Origin of the sequence: Acaricomes phytoseiuli DSM 14247, assembly GCF_000376245.1 — a bacterium.
Taxonomy (GTDB): Bacteria; Actinomycetota; Actinomycetes; order Actinomycetales; family Micrococcaceae; genus Renibacterium; species Renibacterium phytoseiuli.
This window is the reverse complement of the sequence record NZ_AQXM01000039.1, coordinates 13,327-30,010: the sequence shown is the minus strand read 5'-3', so window position 1 is coordinate 30,010 and position 16,684 is coordinate 13,327. Positions and strand designations below refer to the sequence as shown.

Genomic DNA, 16,684 nt, shown 5'->3' with positions numbered 1-16,684 from the left:
CTGGCGATAACGCGAGCATGGAGAGTTTCTTCAGCCTGCTTCAGAAGAACGTGCTCAACACGAGATGCTGGAACACTCGCGCTGACCTCCGCCTCGCGATCGTTTCCTGGATCGAAACGAAGTACAACCGAAGACGCCGGCAACGCGGCCTCGGCAAACTCACTCCCGTAGAGTTTGAGACGATCTACACGGACGCGAAAGCGGCCTGATCACCCCAAACCCCAACTGTCAACCAAACCCGGGGCAGACCCATAAAATCTCCGTTATGTCAGAACGAGGGGACTACGATGAGTATAAAGATTTCATGGTCCTCATAGATCAGCCCTCGCTTGAGCTGCCCAGCCCTTTGAAGGATGATTCTGCTTCCACTGATTATCAGACGCCAGTCACGGTCGACGTGCTTGCCAATGACGGACTCGCCTATGAATCATCTTGGCTCCCGGAAACTCTCTCCCTGCTTGACGCACAAGAGGCACCCGTGAGCTCCCTGGCCCTAGAAGGCGGAAGCTTCGAAGTCGCTAACGGCCAGATCACCTTCGCTCCGGCCAACGGTTTCTCCGGTCAAGTACCGGCCGTGCGCTACCAGGTCACCAACGAAAGAGGCATCAGCTCAACCGCAACGTTGACCATCAACGTCAACGCTGCACCAGAAATCGTCACCCCGCCGACCACAACCGAGCCAGAAACCGCGGAACCAGGCTCCGAGCAGCCTGGAACAACCGTGGCTCCGGCAGGTAGTAATAAGGGCAGCAACGAGGGCCACAACAGCACCTCCGTAAGCAACACCGGCCAAGACAATGAACTGGCCAGCACAGGAACCAGCACCAACCCGCCACTGGCCATCGCAGGCCTGCTACTCATCGCCGGCATCAGCATCGCACTGCTGAACCGCCGCCGGAAAGCCTAACCCACCCCTAAAACTGTTGGGGGAGGCGTCCAGTTCTGGACGCCTCCCCAACAGTTTTTAATTCTCTGTACTCATCACGGAACGGTCAGCTGCCCAAGCCCAGAAGCGGGACGCCCAACAGGAACACCGCCCCGGTGATCAGCACGACCGAGAGCACATTGAGCAGAAGGCCCGCCCGGATCATCTGGCCGATCGGGATGTACCCGGTGCCGTAGGCGATGGCATTGGGCGGAGTGCCCACCGGCAGCATGAAAGCACAGCTCGCCGCCATGGCCACGGGCAGCAGCAGGAACAACGGATCCACCCCGATACCGGTGGCCACCGCAGCGAGGACCGGGATGAACGTCGCTGCGGTCGCGGTGTTACTTGTCAGTTCGGTCAGCAAGAGAATCAGCACGCAGATCGCGATGACCAGCAGGACAATGGGCAGCCCGCCCAGTCCGCTGACTTTGAGGCCGATGTAGTCATTGAGCTTGGTCGACTGCACCGCCGCGGCGAGGGAGAGACCACCGCCGAAGAGCAGAAGCGCACCCCAGGGAATCCCCTGCTGGACCGTGGGCCAATCGAGAAGCCGCTCGCCCTTAGCGCCGGGCAGTAAGAACAGGAGCACAGCCGCACCGACCGCGATCATATCGTCGGTCAATCGCGGCAGGAACGGCAGCAATTCCACGAGCCAGCCAATACCAGTCAGCGTACCCCGGAAGACCCAGAGCAGCGCGGCCAGGACGAAGACGCCACTGACCATCCACTCTTGACGGCTCATCGGGCCTAGAGCAGCAAGCTCCTGCCGCACCCGGGCTTTGCCACCCGCGATCTTCTCGATCTGGCTCGGGAAGAGCACCCTCGTTAGCAGAAGCCAGCCAAGGAAAACGAAAATCGCGGATACCGGCGCACCGATCATCATCCACTGCGCGAAGCTGAGAGAGCGTTCCGGCATCGACTCATCCAGGAAGCCCATGAGGATCAGGTTGGGGGTGCTCCCCACCGGAGTGGCCAGGCCGCCCATCGAAGAGGCATACGCCACCCCGAGCAGCAGGGAGAGCGTGAAGTTCCGGATCTGCCGGTCCCCCAGCACGGCTTTCAGGAGTTGATCTTTACCTCGCTGCGCTTCGGGGACAGCCAACGCTACCAAGCTCAGCGCGATCGGAATCATCATGACGGTGGTCGCGGTGTTATTGACCCACATGCTCAGGAAGGCGCTGACCAGCATTGTGCCGAGAACAATGCTCCTCGGCTTGGTGCCCACTACACTGAGCACCGACAGCGCGATCCGCAGATGCATATTCCAGCGCTGTAGAGCAATCGCGATCACGAAGCCGCCCATGAAGAGGAAGACAATTGGCGAAGCGTAGGGCGCAGCGGAGGCACTGAGCGTGACCGCTCCGCTCAGCGGGAGCAGGATCAACGGCAAGAGCGCTGTTACGGCTAGAGGGAGCGCCTCCGTCATCCACCACACCGCGACGAGAACCGCGATAGCAGCCACGCTCCGGGCCTCAAGCGGTAGCGCTGATTCTTCCGGGAGGAAGTAGAACAGCAGCACTGCTAGCACAGGGCCCAGGACGAGACCTATTTTCGGCGCCATTCGCTGCGACCCGCGGCCAGGTACCCCACCCGGCTGCTGGCCTTCGGCACGTTGCGCCGGGAACGTTAGTGTCTCCACCCAGAACTCCTTCGTTCTATCACCGTGCACCGTTGCGAGGTGATAATGGAAGAAGCTATCTGATAACCGCCGGGCGTTTCCAGCCTGGCAACCCTATGTTGACAAACCGCGCCGTAAAATTTCTAGGATCTGGCGATTATGACTTCCACTTATTCAACTGTGACGGATTTCGCCAGGTTCCGCGGCTGATCCACATCGTAGCCTTTGAGCCGGGCGAGCTCCCCCGCGAAGATCTGCAAGGGCACCGTGGCCAGAAGCGGAGCCAGAAGCGTCGGTGATGCCGGGATATAGATGACGTCCTCAGCGTGCTGCCGCACGGCCTCGTCCCCTTCTTCGGCGATGACGATGGTCCGCGCCCCGCGCGCCCGGATCTCCTGAATATTCGAGATGACCTTGGCGTGAAGCGAATCCCGCCCCTGAGGCGAAGGCACCACCACGAAGACCGGCTGCCCCTGATCGATCAGAGCGATAGGGCCGTGCTTGAGCTCTCCGGCAGCGAAGCCCTCGGCATGGATGTACGCCAGCTCCTTGAGTTTCAGAGCACCTTCCATCGCCACCGGGAAGCCGACGTGGCGGCCCAGGAAGAGCACGGAGGAGGAATCCTTCATGCGCTCAGCCAGATCTTTGATCTCGCCTTCCTGATCGAGCACGCGCTGAATCCTCTCCGGCATCGCGGAGAGTTCATCGAGGATCACCCGGATCTCGTCCTGGAACTTGTTCCCGCGCAACTGAGCCAAGTAGAGCCCCAGAAGATAAGCGGCGGTGATCTGCGCCAGGAAGGCCTTGGTGGAGGCCACCGCGATCTCCGGCCCGGCGTGGGTGTAGAGCACCGCATCGGATTCCCGCGGAATCGTGGAGCCATTGGTATTGCAGATCGCCAGCACTTTCGCGCCCTGCTCCCGGGCATGGCGCACAGCCATGAGGGTGTCCATGGTCTCCCCGGACTGGGAGATGGCAACCACGAGGGTCTTCTCGTTGACGATGGGGTCCCGGTAGCGGAACTCATGCGCCAGCTCCACCTCAACTGGGATCCGGCACCAGTGCTCTATGGCGTACTTGGCTACCTGGCCGGCGTATGCGGCGGTACCGCAGGCGATAACGATGATCTTGTCCACCGAGCGCAGGATGCTCTCATCGATGCGTAGCTCGTCGAGCGCCAGCCGGCCTTCGCCGTCCGCGCGGCCCAGCAGAGTCTCCGCCACAGCTTTGGGCTGATCGTGGATCTCCTTGGACATGAAGGAGTCATAGCCATCCTTTTTGGCCGCGGCCGCATCCCAGTCGACGTAGTATTCCTTGCCCTCGGCAGGCTTACCGTGGAAGTCGGTGATCACCACCTCATCGGGGGTGATCGTGACGATCTGATCCTGCCCCAGCTCGACCGCCCGGCGAGTGTAGTCGATGAAACCGGAGACATCCGAGCCCAGGAAGTTCTCGCCATCACCGAGGCCGACGACAAGAGGGGAGTTACGCCGGGCGGCGACGATGACACCCGGCATATCAGCATGCATCGCCAGCAGCGTGAAAGCCCCTTCGAGCTTCTGGCAGGCAGCCTGCATCGCTACGGTCAGTCGGATCGCCGGATCGACCCCCGCAGCGGCACGATATTCGACTGCCAGAAGCGCGGCGGCCACCTCGGTATCGGTCTCGGAGAGGAAAATGGCGCCCTGCTCCAGGAGCTCGGCCTTAATCTCAGAGAAATTCTCGATGATGCCGTTATGGATCAGAGCGAGCTGATCATCATCCGCCAGATGCGGATGGGCGTTGACGTCGGTGGGTGCACCGTGAGTGGCCCAGCGGGTGTGGCCGATGCCGGTATGCGACGACGGTAAGGGAGACCCCGCGAGAACTTCCAGCAGATTGCTCAGTTTCCCGGCTTTCTTCGCCGAGATCACACCGCCATCGCTCAGTACCGCGACCCCCGCGGAGTCATAGCCCCGGTACTCCAACCGGCGCAGTCCTTCGAGAACTACATCAAGCGCCTGATGATCTTGCTGATTCGCATGCCCCACGTATCCGACAATTCCACACATGGCCTCCAGTTTACCGGGGACAGGGCACCTTAACGCAGCCATAGTCAGGTATGGCGGCGTGAGCTTCATTTCGTTTGCGCTGCTGGACAAGGCAGAATGCGATAGGTGAGCTTGCAACGCGCCGATGCAGGAGAGAGCGTCTCGCCTTTCGTCGAACTCGACCGGCAGACCTGGTCACGGCTCTCCGATGAAATCGAGCAGCCACTCAACCAAGAGGACATCCTCAGGCTGCGAGGTTTGGGCGACCCCTTGAATATGGACGAAGTCCGCGAGGTGTATCTTCCGGTTTCCCGCCTGCTCAACCTCTACGTCGCAGCTGCGGGGCGTCTGCACTCAGCGACGACGACTTTCCTCGGTGAACGCACCCAGCGAACTCCTTTCGTGATCGGGGTCGCCGGGTCCGTGGCTGTGGGGAAATCGACAACGGCCAGGATCCTCAGAGAAATGCTACGGCGCTGGCCGGACACTCCCGATGTTCAGCTGATCACCACCGATGGCTTCCTCTACCCCAATGCGGAACTGGAGCGGCGCGGCCTGATGCAGCGCAAGGGCTTCCCGGAATCCTATGACCGCCGCCGGCTGCTGCGTTTAGTGAGCGAGGTTAAAAGCGGCGCAGAAGAGGTCCGCGCCCCCTGGTATTCGCATCTGAGTTATGACATCGTCCCGGACAGGGAAGTCGTGGTGCAGAGGCCCGATGTACTCATCATCGAAGGCCTCAATGTGCTGGCACCTGCCAGGCCTCGGCAAGATGGCCGCTCCGGGCTCGCGATCAGCGATTTCTTCGACTTCTCCATTTATGTTGACGCGAAAACCAGCACCATCGAGCAGTGGTACGTCAACCGCTTCCTTTCCCTACGCAAATCTGCCTTCGCAGATCCGAGCTCATATTTCCACCGCTATGCGGATCTTTCCGACGAAGAGGCCACGGAAACCGCCTTAGGAATCTGGAAGCGGATCAACGAGCCGAACCTCGTGGAAAATGTTCTGCCGACCCGGGGCAGGGCGCGCCTGGTCCTGAGCAAAGACCAGGACCACTCCGTGCGCAGGATGCTGCTGCGCAAGACCTGAGAAAACCCGTGATCTTCAGTGGCTAATAATGACGCCACTGTAAAGAATCTCTCAACCTTGGCGAAACAAGCCTTGGTGGTTCCGCTTCTCTTGAGAACCGTCTATGTTAAAGAACATGCTTAAGGGATTCAAAGATTTTATTATGAAAGGCAATGTCGTTGATCTAGCAGTTGCTGTGGTCATCGGCGGCGCATTCAGCCTGGTCATCAAAGCGCTCGTCGAGAACGTTCTGATGCCCCTGATCTCCGCACTCGTCGGATCCCCCAACTTCGATGACTTCGCTAAGGTGACAATCAACGGCAATGACATCCTGTTCGGTATCCTGCTAACCCAGATCGTCAACTTCCTGCTGGTTGCCGCTGCAATCTACTTCTGCGTCGTGCTTCCAATGAACAAGATGATCGAGCGCCGTAACGCTCGCCTGGGCATCACCGAAGAAGACGAAGCCGATCAGCAGATCGCCTTGCTCACCGAGATCCGCGATGCTCTGAAGACCCGGAACTGACAACTCGCACCTAGCGAAAAATCTCTACAGAAGGCTGACCTTCACCTCATACATCAGGAGGTGAGGGCCAGCCTTTTCTGCACCACGTTGGCGAGATGAGTGCAGACCCGGTCTGCGGTTTCCATATCTGCAGCTTCCACCATCACCCGGACAAGCTGCTCCGTTCCCGAGGGCCGCAGTAGAACCCGGCCGGTGGCGCCCAGCTCCTGCTCCGCCGAGAGGACCGCTTCGCGGACCATGTCATCGGTCTTCGCCCTGCTCTTATCCACGTCTTTGACATTGATCATGACCTGCGGGAGCTTCGTCATCACCGTCGCCAGCTGCTTAAGCGGCCGGCCGGTGCGCGCCACTTGAGCGGCCAGCTGCAGGCCGGTGAGTACGCCATCGCCCGTCGTGGCGTAGTCGGAGAAGATCACATGCCCGGACTGCTCGCCGCCCAGACTGTAGTTTCCATCCCGCATGGCCTCCAGCACATAGCGGTCCCCCACACCGGTCTCCCGGATAGAGATCCCCGCATCGCGCAGCGCGAGCTTCATGCCGAGATTGCTCATTACGGTCGCCACAAGCACGTCGTCCCGGAGCTTGCCATCCGCTTTCAGGGCTATGGCGAGGATCGCCATGATCTCATCACCGTCTACCACGGTGCCTTCATGGTCCACGGCGAGGCAGCGATCCGCATCACCGTCATGGGCGATGCCCAGATCGGCGCCGTGGGCTACCACGGCTTCCTGGAGCGGCCCAAGATGTGTGGAGCCGACGCCTTCGTTGATATTCAGGCCATCCGGCTCTGCGCCGATCACGATGACTCTGGCCCCAGCATCCTTGAAGACCTGGGGCGAGCAGCCGCTGGCGGCACCGTGGGCGCAATCCAGTACTACGGTGAGACCATCCAGACGGTGCGGCAGGGTGCTCAGCAGGTGCAGGATGTAACGGTCTTCGGCATCGGAGAATCTCTGAATCCGGCCGACTCCGGCACCTACCGGGCGAAGGGCCTCCTGGCTCCGCTGAGCTTCGATCTGATCCTCGATCTGATCGGCAAGTTTCTTACCGCCCCGGGCGAAGAACTTGATTCCGTTATCAGCCGCTGGGTTGTGCGAAGCGGAAATCATGACCCCGAAATCAGCATCCAGTGACGCCACCAGATACGCAGCCGCCGGTGTGGGCAGCACTCCGGCGTTATAGACATCAACACCGGCGCTGGCCAGCCCTGCGTCGACGGCCGCTGAGATGAATTCCCCGCTGGCCCTGGGATCCCGGGCGACAACAGCCTTAGGGCGTTTTCCCGTGGCGAAAGGCTCTTTGCCGAGCACTACTGCTGCGGCTTGGGAGAGGGAAAGCGCTAATTCAGCGGTCAGCAGGCCGTTCGCCAGCCCCCTGACGCCGTCGGTACCGAACAATCTAGACATTGTAGAAAATTCTACCCCCGCTTGATATGCCGCAGTGCCTGAGCAACAGCGCTTAGTGGATTTGTGGGTGATAACCAAGAGAGGCCCCGGCCCTGTATATGAAGCAGGCCGGGACCTCTACTCGCGATTGGTCCTCGCGAAGCGTATCAGCGCTTGGAGTACTGCGGAGCCTTACGGGCCTTCTTGAGGCCGGCTTTCTTCCGCTCGATGACTCGTGCGTCACGGGTCAGGAAGCCGGCTTTCTTCAGCGCCGGGCGATTGTTCTCAACATCGATCTCGTTGAGTGAGCGGGCTACACCGAGGCGCAGTGCACCGGCCTGGCCGGAAGGGCCGCCACCCTGGATCCGGGCGATGACGTCATAAGCACCGTCGAGCTCGAGGAGCTTGAAGGGCTCGTTGACTTCCTGCTGGTGAAGCTTATTGGGGAAGTAATCCGCCAGCTCGCGACCGTTGATGGTCCACTTGCCGGTACCCGGAACCACCCGGACGCGCGCGATGGCTTCCTTGCGTCGTCCTACTGCTGAACCGGAAACGGTCAGGGCAGGGCGTTCGCGCTTCGCAGCGGTTTCCGCAGCGGGTGTGCTTTCTGAGGTATAGCTGGTAACGACCTCGCCGTCGGCCTCAACGGCCTCGACATTCAGCTCTTCGTTCTGAGCCACAATTCTCCTTATAAAGATTCTTGTTAGTGACTCAGAACTACTGAGCGACCTGGGTGATCTCGAAGGTCTTGGGCTGCTGGGCAGCGTGCGGGTGCTCAGCACCACGGTAGACCTTGAGCTTGGACAGTTGCTGAGCACCCAGAGAGTTCTTCGGGAGCATGCCTTTGATGGCCTTTTCAACCGCGCGGACCGGGTTCTTATCCAGCAGTTCCGCATAGTTCACGCTGCGCAGACCACCCGGGTAGCCGGAGTGGCGGTACGCCCGCTTCTGCTCTAGCTTGGCACCGGTGAGCGCAACTTTTTCAGCATTGATGATGATGACGAAATCGCCCATGTCCATATGAGGGGCGAAGGTCGGCTTGTGCTTCCCGCGCAGCAGTGTTGCGGTCTGGCTGGCAAGACGACCCAGGACGATATCAGTGGCATCGATAACGTGCCACTGACGATCGATATCGCCGGGTTTCGGAGTGTACGTACGCACAGTATTTGCCTTCGTTTCGTGTTCTGAGGTCCACCGGCACTGTCCGCGAGAGACGTGGCCGGCATCGCGTCTTAATGCGCTACCGGAACAGAGGTGAGGGCTCTAGCACAACCGGTTGTCTGCATCACTCGCCATCCCCGGGCAATCAACGGCCCTGCAACTAGGCCTATGCCGGGCATGCCTCATCGAGTGAAGACACGCATAACAAGCATCTACTGTACCTCTCCCCGCCCTGCTAAGACAAATGCTCGTAACGTCCCGTTGAGTCCCGTTGAGTGGTCGGGTGCGGTGACTTACAGTATTCCTAAGTCACCGCACCCGACCACTCAACGGGACTCAACGGGACTCAGCGGAAGAGAAGAGACACCTGGCATTTACCTTTTGTTGGGCATCTGACCGCTTTCCGGTGAACACTGCGTCATCTGAGACAAGAAGACTGTTCGCAGCTACGACCATCACCCCAGTACCCTAAAGAAACCTTAATGAAGAGGATCCGCTCTATGCCATCTGTTATCAGACCCATCCTTGCCGGCTCGTTAGCCGCGGCGATGCTCTTAGCGGGCACCGCCGCTGCAGCACAGGCCGCCGACATCTCCGCCCCCGGAGGTGCCCAACGCAATGACGGCGATCGCACTGCGGACCTGCGGGCATCCATCCAAGACCGTCCCGCGCAGAACGTCATCTTGTTCATCGGCGACGGGATGGGCGACTCTGAGATCACCTCCGCGCGCAACTACCAGTACGGCGCAGCCGGCAAGCTGCCAGGGATCGATGGCCTCCCGCTGACCGGCCAGTACACCACGTACGCTCTGAACAAAGAGAGCAAGCTGCCCGACTACACCACCGATTCCGCGGCCTCGGCCTCAGCCTGGGCTACCGGTACCAAGACCTATAACGGCGGCATCTCCGTCGACGTGAACGAAGCCCCGCAGCGCACGATGCTGCAGATTGCCAAGGCGAACGGACTGAAGACCGGCAATGTCACCACCTCCGAGCTGCAGGATGCCACCCCTGCGGCGCAGGGCGCGAATGTGACCTCGCGCCGCTGCTACGGCCCCACCGAAACCACCCGGAGCTGCCCCATGAATGCCCTGGAGAACGGCGGTAAAGGGTCCATCAGCGAACAGCTCCTGGATACCCGGGCCGATATCACCCTGGGCGGCGGCAAGGCGAGCTTCGAGCAGACCGCGACCGCCGGGCAGTGGCAGGGGCAGACCCTACTGGATCAGGCCACTCAGCGCGGTTACCACATCCTCTCGGACGCCGCAGGTTTGGACGGCGTCAACTCGGCGGATCAGAACTCCCCCGTGCTGGGACTCTTCGCCAGCGGGAACCTGGCCACCCAGTGGACCGGCCCGGCTGCGGTGCTCAATGGCGGAACGATGCCGCCGGTGACCTGCCAGCCGAACTCGGAGCGGCCGGCGGATATGCCCAGCCTGGCGCAGATGACCACCAAGTCGATCGATCTGCTCAAGGGCGGCAACGGCGATAAAGGCTTCTTCCTGCAGGTCGAAGGCGCCAGTATCGATAAGCAGAACCACGCCACGAACCCCTGCGGCCAGATCGGGGAAACCATCGGCCTGGACGACGCCGTGCAGAAAGGCCTCGAGTTCGCCAAGGCCGACGGCAACACCCTGGTGATCGTCACCGCCGACCACGGGCATTCCAGCCAGATCATCTACCCGAACAGCAACACCCCCGGGCTCACCCGGACGCTGACCACAACAGAGGGCGCCCCGATGACGATGGCCTACGGGACCGCACCCGAGGGCAAATCCCAGATGCACACCGGAACCCAGATCCGCGTCGCCGGTTACGGCCCTGGAGCCGCGAACGTCAGCGGGCTGACCGATCAAACCGATGTCTTCTTCACCGTCACTGATGCACTCCAGCTGGATCGCAATGCCACCGGCGGCGGAGGGGATCCGACACCCACCGCCACGGCGACGCCCACCACCCCCTCCGATGGCGGCGGCTCGGGCGGCTCCGGTGACGGCTCAGGGGCAGGAGGCGGCTCCAATGGTAATTCCAACGGAGCGGCGTCCGGCGGCCAGCAAGGCGCCAACGGCAGCCTCGCGATCACCGGCGCCCAGCCCATGCTGTTCCTGGCCATCGCGATCGCGGCACTGATCACCGGGAGCATCATCTACCGGACGACGAGGCGTTCCAGAGGTTCTTTCCAACTCTGAAAGCCTGCATGAGAAGTAAGGGCTGAGGCCGGTCTCCCGCTGAGCGCGGAGGCCGGCCTCAGTTCTTATCAACTCGGATCAGTACCGGTTTCCCGCCGGGCTCTGGTCTGCTCTGCCCTAGCCCCTAGACTCTCCGGATCCGGATAACCGACTTCTTCCAAGACCAGCGGATGCGGCGGCGCCAGCACCGAGCGGGCATCCCGTAACCGCGCTTCGAGGCGCTCTTCGAGCCAGCTCTCCGACTGTTCCCCGGAGCCGACTTGGACTGCGGCTCCGATGAGCGCGCGCACCATATTGTGGCAGAAGGCATCTGCCTGGACGGTGGCCACCAGCAGCCCCGAATCCCGGGCGAATTCGAAGCGCTGCAGTTCGCGTACCGTGGTGGCGCCTTCCCGGGGCTTGCAGAACGCGAGGAAGTCCTGCAAGCCAAGCAGTCTCGCTGCCGCACGGTTGAGTCGGCCCGCGTCCAAGGGGTGCCGGTACCACCAGATACTGTTCCGGTACACCGGATCCCAGCGCGCGGGGTCATCGGCGATTTGGTAGCTGTAGCGGCGCCAGAGTGCGGAAAATCTGGCATCGAAGCCCACTGGCGCAGGTTCGGCTCGGTGTACAACGATGGCGCCGGCAGCGGGGCCCAGCACACGGGCCAAGGCACCACGCAACCTCCGGAGCAGAGCTGCATGCGCAGAATCCGCCTGGTGCCGAGCGAGGCCGTGCCATTCCTCTGCGGTGAGGTCCAGGTGGATCACCTGCCACCGGGCGTGGACCCCCGCATCTGTTCGCCCCGCTACCACTACCCGGAGGGGCCTTCGGAAGACGAGCTCCAGTGCGGCTTCCAGGCTGCCTTGAACGGTCTGCCGGCCTGGCTGGGTCGCCCAGCCGGAGAACGGCGCTCCATCGTAACCGAGGTCGATGCGTAGACGAAAGAACCCGCCCTCCCCCTCGTGGGGGCGGACGGGTTCCGGTGAAGACACGATGGGAGATGCCGAAGCGAAAGCCTTATTTGGCTTTCTCTTCCGCGTCGCCTTCGGTTGCCTCGGTCTCGCCTTCTACCGCTTCAGTCTCGACAACCTCAACGGTTTCCTCGGTCGGAGCTTCTGCGGACTCGGCCGCTTCAGTCTCCGTGACTTCGGTGACGGTTTCCTCAGCTGCTTCGGCCCCAGCCGGAGCTGCTGCTGCATTTTTCGACTTCGACGAAGCTGAGGTGCCCTTGGCAGCCTCTGCCTCAGCGACGACAGCCTGCTTGGGGCTCACCGGCTCCATGACCAGCTCGATCACGGCCATCGGCGCATTATCGCCTTTGCGGTTGCCGATCTTGGTGATGCGGGTGTAGCCGCCTTCGCGCTTCTCCACTGACTTGGCGATATCGGTGAACAGCTCGTGCACGATGCCCTTATCGCTGATCAGTCCAAGTACCCGGCGACGGGAAGCGAGATCCCCGCGCTTCGCGAAGGTGATCAGCCGCTCGGCGAAGGGACGCAGCCGCTTGGCCTTGGTCTCAGTAGTGGTGATGCGCTTGTGCTCGAAAAGCGACGACGCCAGGTTAGCGAGCATCAGCCTCTCGTGTGCCGGGCCACCGCCCAGACGCGCACCCTTAGTAGGGGTAGGCATGGTTTATCTCCTCGTAGGGATTCCGGTACCGCGTCTCCACGGCGTTTCCGGAGGATCGATTAGGGTCTTAGACTTCGTCGTCGCCGAAGGCGTCGTCTTCGTCGATGGCGGCAGCCCGGGCGGCGAAATCGAACCCTGGAGGAGAGTCCTTCAGGGACAGACCCAAGTCAACCAGCTTGGCCTTCACTTCATCAATGGACTTCGCGCCGAAATTGCGGATATCCATCAGATCCGCCTCGGAACGGACGACGAGCTCACCCACGGTGTGGATGCCCTCCCGCTTGAGGCAGTTGTAGGAACGGACGGTCAAGTCCAGGTCCTCGATCGGCAGAGCCATATCCGCAGCGAGCGCGGCGTCGGTCGGCGAGGGGCCGATCTCGATGCCTTCGGCAGCGGTGTTGAGCTCACGGGCCAGGCCGAAGAGCTCCACCAGGGTGGTACCCGCAGAAGCCAGGGCATCGCGCGGGGCGATGGCCTGCTTGGTCTCGACGTCGACGATCAGCCGGTCGAAGTCGGTGCGCTGGCCGACACGAGTGGCCTCCACCCGGAAGGTGACCTTGAGCACCGGCGAGTAGATGGAGTCAACCGGAATCCGGCCGATCTCGGCGTCACCGCTCTTGTTCTGCGCAGCAGAGACGTAGCCGCGGCCGCGCTCGATGGTCAGTTCGAGCTCGAACTTCCCCTTCGAATTCAGCGTGGCGATGTGCAGATCCGGGTTGTGGAATTCGACTCCGGCCGGCGGAGCGATATCCGCAGCAGTCACGACACCGGGGCCCTGCTTGCGCAGGTAGGCAACAACCGGCTCATCGTGTTCGGAAGACACGGAGAGGTTCTTGATGTTGAGGATGATCTCGGTGACATCCTCTTTGACCCCGTTCACCGTGGTGAACTCGTGCAGAACTCCATCGATCCGGATGCTGGTGACAGCAGCTCCGGGGATGGAGGAGAGCAGGGTACGACGCAGTGAATTACCGAGGGTGTAGCCGAATCCGGGCTCGAGCGGTTCGATGACGAACCGAGAGCGGTTTTCGGAGACTACTTCTTCAGAGAGGGTTGGGCGCTGTGCAATGAGCACTTGAGGTTCCTTTCAGCGAGCATCCGCTATATGACGCAACACAGGTAGGGGAAAGGACGATCTGCGACTCTTCCCGGAAGGGTCTGTCTGGGCTAAGCTCTGGCAGATCTTTCCGGGACACGAGTCACGGAAGATGGGGGTATCAGACGCGGCGGCGCTTCGGCGGGCGGCAACCGTTATGAGCGCTCGGGGTAACGTCCTGGATGGAGCCGACCTCAAGCCCGGTGGCCTGCAGGGAGCGGATAGCAGTCTCGCGCCCGGAGCCCGGGCCCTTGACGAAAACGTCTACCTTCCGCACGCCGTGCTCCTGAGCACGCTTAGCGGCCTGCTCCGCAGCCAGCTGGGCAGCGAACGGGGTGGATTTGCGAGAGCCCTTGAATCCGACTTCCCCGGCGGAAGCCCAGGAAATCACTGCACCATTGGGGTCCGTGATGGACACGATGGTGTTGTTGAAGGTGCTCTTGATATGCGCCTGACCCAGCGCAATATTCTTCTTGTCCTTGCGACGCGGCTTGCGGGCCGCTCCACGAGTCTTCGGGGGCATTTACCTTTTCCTCACATTCTTTCTGCCGGTGGGCAACGAGACGCTGATTAGCGTCCGGCCTTCTTCTTACCGGCAACAGTCCGCTTCGGACCTTTACGGGTACGAGCATTGGTCTTGGTGCGCTGGCCGCGCACCGGCAGGCCACGGCGGTGCCGCAGGCCTTCGTAACTACCAATCTCGACCTTGCGGCGGATATCGGCAGCAACTTCACGGCGCAGATCGCCTTCTACTTTGAAATTGCCTTCGATAAAGTCGCGAAGCTGGACGAGCTCAGCATCGGAGAGGTCCTTGACGCGCACATCGGGAGAGATCCCGGTGCTGGCCAAAGTCTCATGCGCACGGGTTTTACCCACGCCGTAAATGTAGGTGAGCGCTACTTCCAACCGCTTTTCGCGGGGAAGATCTACGCCAGCGAGACGAGCCATAGTGGCTTTACTCCTTGAGTCAACCGGAGGTCGTAGACAGAACATCCGCACTATTCGCTGTAGACCTCGTGCGGCCCCGGCCTCCGACCGGGTGTGAACCTGCCGGCTGAGTCCTGGTGAACCAGCCAGCGGCTTGTACTGCCTTCTTATTTATCTTTTGTGCGTGAGCAGAGCGAGTACTGGATTCCGTAAAGCGGAATCAGCCCTGACGCTGCTTATGCCGCGGGTTCTCACAGATCACCATGACCCGGCCGTTACGGCGGATCACCTTGCATTTATCGCAGATCTGCTTGACGCTCGGCTTGACCTTCATGGCATTCCTTTGCGTGTAGCAGGTGAGTATTGCTTATTTATAGCGGTAGACGATGCGGCCGCGCGTCAGATCATAGGGGCTGAGCTCCACCACGACCCGGTCCTCGGGGAGGATCCGGATATAGTGCTGGCGCATTTTCCCTGAAATATGAGCGAGAACGATGTGCTTATTGGTCAGCTCAACACGAAACATCGCGTTGGGAAGCGCCTCAGTCACCACGCCCTCAATTTCGATGACCCCGTCTTTCTTGGCCATATCCTCCACTAACTGTTGTGCGTCGGCCGGTAGTCTCGATTTCAGACCCGGAAGACGCAAAGGTTTTTTATAGACAGCCGCCTACCTCAGCACCAGCGATCAGTCCTAGCTCCCGGTCATGATGAAGACGACATACTGACCGAAGACGAAAAGGGCAGGCAGGCGCGCCAAGGCGTAAGCAACCGACAGTCAACTGTACGCTATAACACCGGATATGTTAAATCCGCGCCGAGCGCTCCGTCCTTGAAGCTACGGAAATCAAACCGGCCAGCGCGGGAAGTTTCCACCGGGGGTACTCAGGGTCTCTGCCGCCCTGATGCCGTCTTCGATAGCGGCCTGGACTACTTGCGCTGCCAATGCCTGCAATTCCACTAAAGCCAGGGGCGGATTATCCGTCATTCCAGGCAGCTGAACTTCACCGGTAGCCAGGGTGAAGACGGTATCGCCGTCGCTGAGCGTATGCACCGGGGCGAGCGCCCTGGCTAGTCCGTTATGCGCCACGCTCGAGGTGCGTTTGGCCTGGGCGACAGACAATTCAGCATTCGTGGCCACCACTACCAGAGTGGTGTTGAGCGCCGCTCCCACAGCATTCTGCGACGCGGCGACCTTCGCCCCGGTCGGCAGCCCCGCCGCATTGACCACGGCCAGGGCTCCCACCACGACGTGCTGGTTGGGCGCGGTCAGCCTGAGGGAGGCCGTTCCCACTCCCCCTTTGAAAGAACCGCGGCCGATCGCCGCCCCGGTTCCGGCCCCTACGTTTCCGCGCCGGACCTCCCCACCATGGGCGCCAGCAGCCGCCTGGTACCCCATCTCCGGACCTGGGCGCAGCATGAAACCACCGCCCCGGCCGAGGTCGAAGATCGCGGCGGCCGGAACAATCGGCACGACTCCGCCCCGCACCGGAAACCCCCGGCCCTGTTCTTCGCACCAGCTCTGCACGCCATGCGCAGAGGCCAGCCCATAAGCACTTCCACCGCTGAGCACCACTGCATCAACCGTGGAAACCATCGTCGTGGGGTCTAGCGCGTCTGTTTCGTGAGTTCCGGGGCCGCCGCCGCGGACATCCACGGCGCCCACCGTCCCAGCGGGTGGGATGATCACGCTGACACCGCTCAGCCAGCCATCGCCGTGACGTTCGACTTGGCCCACCAACACCCCGGGGGACATCCGTGATCTGAGATCGTTCAGACTGCAAACTCCCTAAACCTCCCTCGCACTTTCCCATAACTCCATTGTGCGTTACGAGCCTGCTTCGGGAGACATCGCTATGAAAACTCATGGAGAGACTGCCGAAAAGATCGTGAAAAGAATGAACATTGCGTAAAACCTGTGGGAACTTTACTCTTAGCCTTATGCTTTCGGGGCGCCCAGCATCTGATGTGTGATGAAGTTATACCGGGCTCTGCTGATTGGCTCATCTGGGTTGATGAGCTCATCTGGTCTCCACAGTAAGATTCTGCGGTGAACGGAGCCCTTGGCACTGGCTGACATGTATTGGCTCACGGCCAGACTCCCCAAACGGGATGCCCCGCACCACCTGAGATAAAGCGAGACCG

18 protein-coding genes are annotated in these 16,684 nt (G+C 61.2%); 5 read left to right on the top strand and 13 right to left on the bottom strand.

Translation table 11 applies throughout. The features are described 5' to 3' along the window. Nucleotides 1–209, top strand: a 209-nt coding sequence (locus tag C501_RS0102050; protein WP_018133762.1) for an integrase core domain-containing protein, incomplete at its 5' end; no start/stop codon positions are given. A gap of 95 nt (nucleotides 210–304) precedes the next feature. Beyond that, nucleotides 305–907: an Ig-like domain-containing protein gene (locus C501_RS0102045; RefSeq protein ID WP_211206325.1), complete on the top strand. Its 603-nt coding sequence runs from the start codon at nucleotides 305–307 to the stop codon at nucleotides 905–907. Between the two features lie 85 nt (nucleotides 908–992). On the opposite strand, the gene C501_RS0102040 is transcribed toward C501_RS0102045, so the two are convergent. Next, nucleotides 993–2,567 (bottom strand): SLC13 family permease, encoded by a 1,575-nt coding sequence (locus C501_RS0102040; RefSeq protein ID WP_026174512.1) that lies wholly within the window; start codon nucleotides 2,565–2,567, stop codon nucleotides 993–995. Nucleotides 2,568–2,716: 149 nt separating this feature from the next. Next, nucleotides 2,717–4,597: a glutamine--fructose-6-phosphate transaminase (isomerizing) gene (gene glmS / locus C501_RS0102035; RefSeq protein ID WP_026174511.1), complete on the bottom strand. Its 1,881-nt coding sequence runs from the start codon at nucleotides 4,595–4,597 to the stop codon at nucleotides 2,717–2,719. 105 nt (nucleotides 4,598–4,702) lie between these two features. Here glmS and coaA point away from each other — a divergent pair, with 105 nt between their 5' ends. Both coaA and mscL read left to right on the top strand, forming a co-directional pair. Then, on the top strand, nucleotides 4,703–5,665 hold the full coding sequence (gene coaA / locus C501_RS0102030) for a type I pantothenate kinase (RefSeq protein ID WP_018133965.1): 963 nt from the start codon (nucleotides 4,703–4,705) through the stop codon (nucleotides 5,663–5,665). 115 nt (nucleotides 5,666–5,780) lie between these two features. Beyond that, nucleotides 5,781–6,170, top strand: coding sequence for a large conductance mechanosensitive channel protein MscL (mscL, locus tag C501_RS0102025; RefSeq protein ID WP_026174510.1), 390 nt, complete (start codon nucleotides 5,781–5,783; stop codon nucleotides 6,168–6,170). Nucleotides 6,171–6,223: 53 nt separating this feature from the next. Here mscL and glmM read toward each other — a convergent pair whose 3' ends face one another. From glmM to rplM, 3 genes are all read right to left on the bottom strand, one after another. Continuing rightward, the gene (glmM, locus tag C501_RS0102020) at nucleotides 6,224–7,576 is read right to left on the bottom strand and encodes a phosphoglucosamine mutase (protein WP_026174509.1); all 1,353 of its coding nucleotides are present in this window, start codon (nucleotides 7,574–7,576) and stop codon (nucleotides 6,224–6,226) included. Between the two features lie 146 nt (nucleotides 7,577–7,722). Then, nucleotides 7,723–8,235 (bottom strand): 30S ribosomal protein S9, encoded by a 513-nt coding sequence (rpsI, locus tag C501_RS0102015; protein ID WP_018133962.1) that lies wholly within the window; start codon nucleotides 8,233–8,235, stop codon nucleotides 7,723–7,725. Nucleotides 8,236–8,272: 37 nt separating this feature from the next. Continuing rightward, on the bottom strand, nucleotides 8,273–8,716 hold the full coding sequence (rplM, locus tag C501_RS0102010) for a 50S ribosomal protein L13 (RefSeq protein ID WP_018133961.1): 444 nt from the start codon (nucleotides 8,714–8,716) through the stop codon (nucleotides 8,273–8,275). Nucleotides 8,717–9,216: 500 nt separating this feature from the next. On the opposite strand from rplM, the gene phoA reads away from it, so the two are divergent. Beyond that, nucleotides 9,217–10,905, top strand: a complete 1,689-nt coding sequence (phoA, locus tag C501_RS12155) for an alkaline phosphatase (protein ID WP_245532376.1) — start codon at nucleotides 9,217–9,219, stop codon at nucleotides 10,903–10,905. A gap of 68 nt (nucleotides 10,906–10,973) precedes the next feature. On the opposite strand, the gene truA is transcribed toward phoA, so the two are convergent. From truA to C501_RS0101965, 8 genes are all read right to left on the bottom strand, one after another. Continuing rightward, the gene (gene truA, locus C501_RS0102000; protein ID WP_018133959.1) at nucleotides 10,974–11,879 is read right to left on the bottom strand and encodes a tRNA pseudouridine(38-40) synthase TruA; all 906 of its coding nucleotides are present in this window, start codon (nucleotides 11,877–11,879) and stop codon (nucleotides 10,974–10,976) included. A gap of 25 nt (nucleotides 11,880–11,904) precedes the next feature. Beyond that, on the bottom strand, nucleotides 11,905–12,516 hold the full coding sequence (rplQ, locus tag C501_RS12150; RefSeq protein WP_051064441.1) for a 50S ribosomal protein L17: 612 nt from the start codon (nucleotides 12,514–12,516) through the stop codon (nucleotides 11,905–11,907). 67 nt (nucleotides 12,517–12,583) lie between these two features. Continuing rightward, a complete protein-coding gene (locus C501_RS0101990) occupies nucleotides 12,584–13,591 on the bottom strand; it encodes a DNA-directed RNA polymerase subunit alpha (RefSeq protein WP_018133957.1) in 1,008 nt (335 codons plus the stop codon). Between the two features lie 142 nt (nucleotides 13,592–13,733). Further along, nucleotides 13,734–14,135: a 30S ribosomal protein S11 gene (gene rpsK / locus C501_RS0101985; protein WP_018133956.1), complete on the bottom strand. Its 402-nt coding sequence runs from the start codon at nucleotides 14,133–14,135 to the stop codon at nucleotides 13,734–13,736. Nucleotides 14,136–14,182: 47 nt separating this feature from the next. Beyond that, nucleotides 14,183–14,560 (bottom strand): 30S ribosomal protein S13, encoded by a 378-nt coding sequence (rpsM, locus tag C501_RS0101980; protein WP_018133955.1) that lies wholly within the window; start codon nucleotides 14,558–14,560, stop codon nucleotides 14,183–14,185. 199 nt (nucleotides 14,561–14,759) lie between these two features. Beyond that, entirely contained in the window at nucleotides 14,760–14,873 is a 114-nt protein-coding gene (gene rpmJ, locus C501_RS0101975; protein WP_011775570.1) for a 50S ribosomal protein L36, read from the bottom strand. A gap of 33 nt (nucleotides 14,874–14,906) precedes the next feature. After that, entirely contained in the window at nucleotides 14,907–15,128 is a 222-nt protein-coding gene (gene infA / locus C501_RS0101970; RefSeq protein ID WP_009358723.1) for a translation initiation factor IF-1, read from the bottom strand. A gap of 258 nt (nucleotides 15,129–15,386) precedes the next feature. Next, entirely contained in the window at nucleotides 15,387–16,295 is a 909-nt protein-coding gene (locus tag C501_RS0101965) for a P1 family peptidase (RefSeq protein ID WP_018133954.1), read from the bottom strand. Nucleotides 16,296–16,684: the final 389 nt, after the last annotated feature.

What these genes read in the sequence shown, in the direction of transcription:
- phoA (WP_245532376.1), top strand. Translation starts at nt 9,217, where the DNA reads ATGCCATCTGTTATCAGACCCATCCTTGCCGGCTCGTTAGCCGCGGCG.
- rpsM (WP_018133955.1), bottom strand. Translation starts at nt 14,560, where the DNA reads ATGGCTCGTCTCGCTGGCGTAGATCTTCCCCGCGAAAAGCGGTTGGAA.
- rpmJ (WP_011775570.1), bottom strand. Translation starts at nt 14,873, where the DNA reads ATGAAGGTCAAGCCGAGCGTCAAGCAGATCTGCGATAAATGCAAGGTG.
- rpsK (WP_018133956.1), bottom strand. Translation starts at nt 14,135, where the DNA reads ATGCCCCCGAAGACTCGTGGAGCGGCCCGCAAGCCGCGTCGCAAGGAC.
- glmS (WP_026174511.1), bottom strand. Translation starts at nt 4,597, where the DNA reads ATGTGTGGAATTGTCGGATACGTGGGGCATGCGAATCAGCAAGATCAT.
- glmM (WP_026174509.1), bottom strand. Translation starts at nt 7,576, where the DNA reads ATGTCTAGATTGTTCGGTACCGACGGCGTCAGGGGGCTGGCGAACGGC.
- C501_RS0102045 (WP_211206325.1), top strand. Translation starts at nt 305, where the DNA reads ATGGTCCTCATAGATCAGCCCTCGCTTGAGCTGCCCAGCCCTTTGAAG.
- mscL (WP_026174510.1), top strand. Translation starts at nt 5,781, where the DNA reads ATGCTTAAGGGATTCAAAGATTTTATTATGAAAGGCAATGTCGTTGAT.
- infA (WP_009358723.1), bottom strand. Translation starts at nt 15,128, where the DNA reads ATGGCCAAGAAAGACGGGGTCATCGAAATTGAGGGCGTGGTGACTGAG.
- C501_RS0101965 (WP_018133954.1), bottom strand. Translation starts at nt 16,295, where the DNA reads ATGTCCCCCGGGGTGTTGGTGGGCCAAGTCGAACGTCACGGCGATGGC.
- rplQ (WP_051064441.1), bottom strand. Translation starts at nt 12,516, where the DNA reads ATGCCTACCCCTACTAAGGGTGCGCGTCTGGGCGGTGGCCCGGCACAC.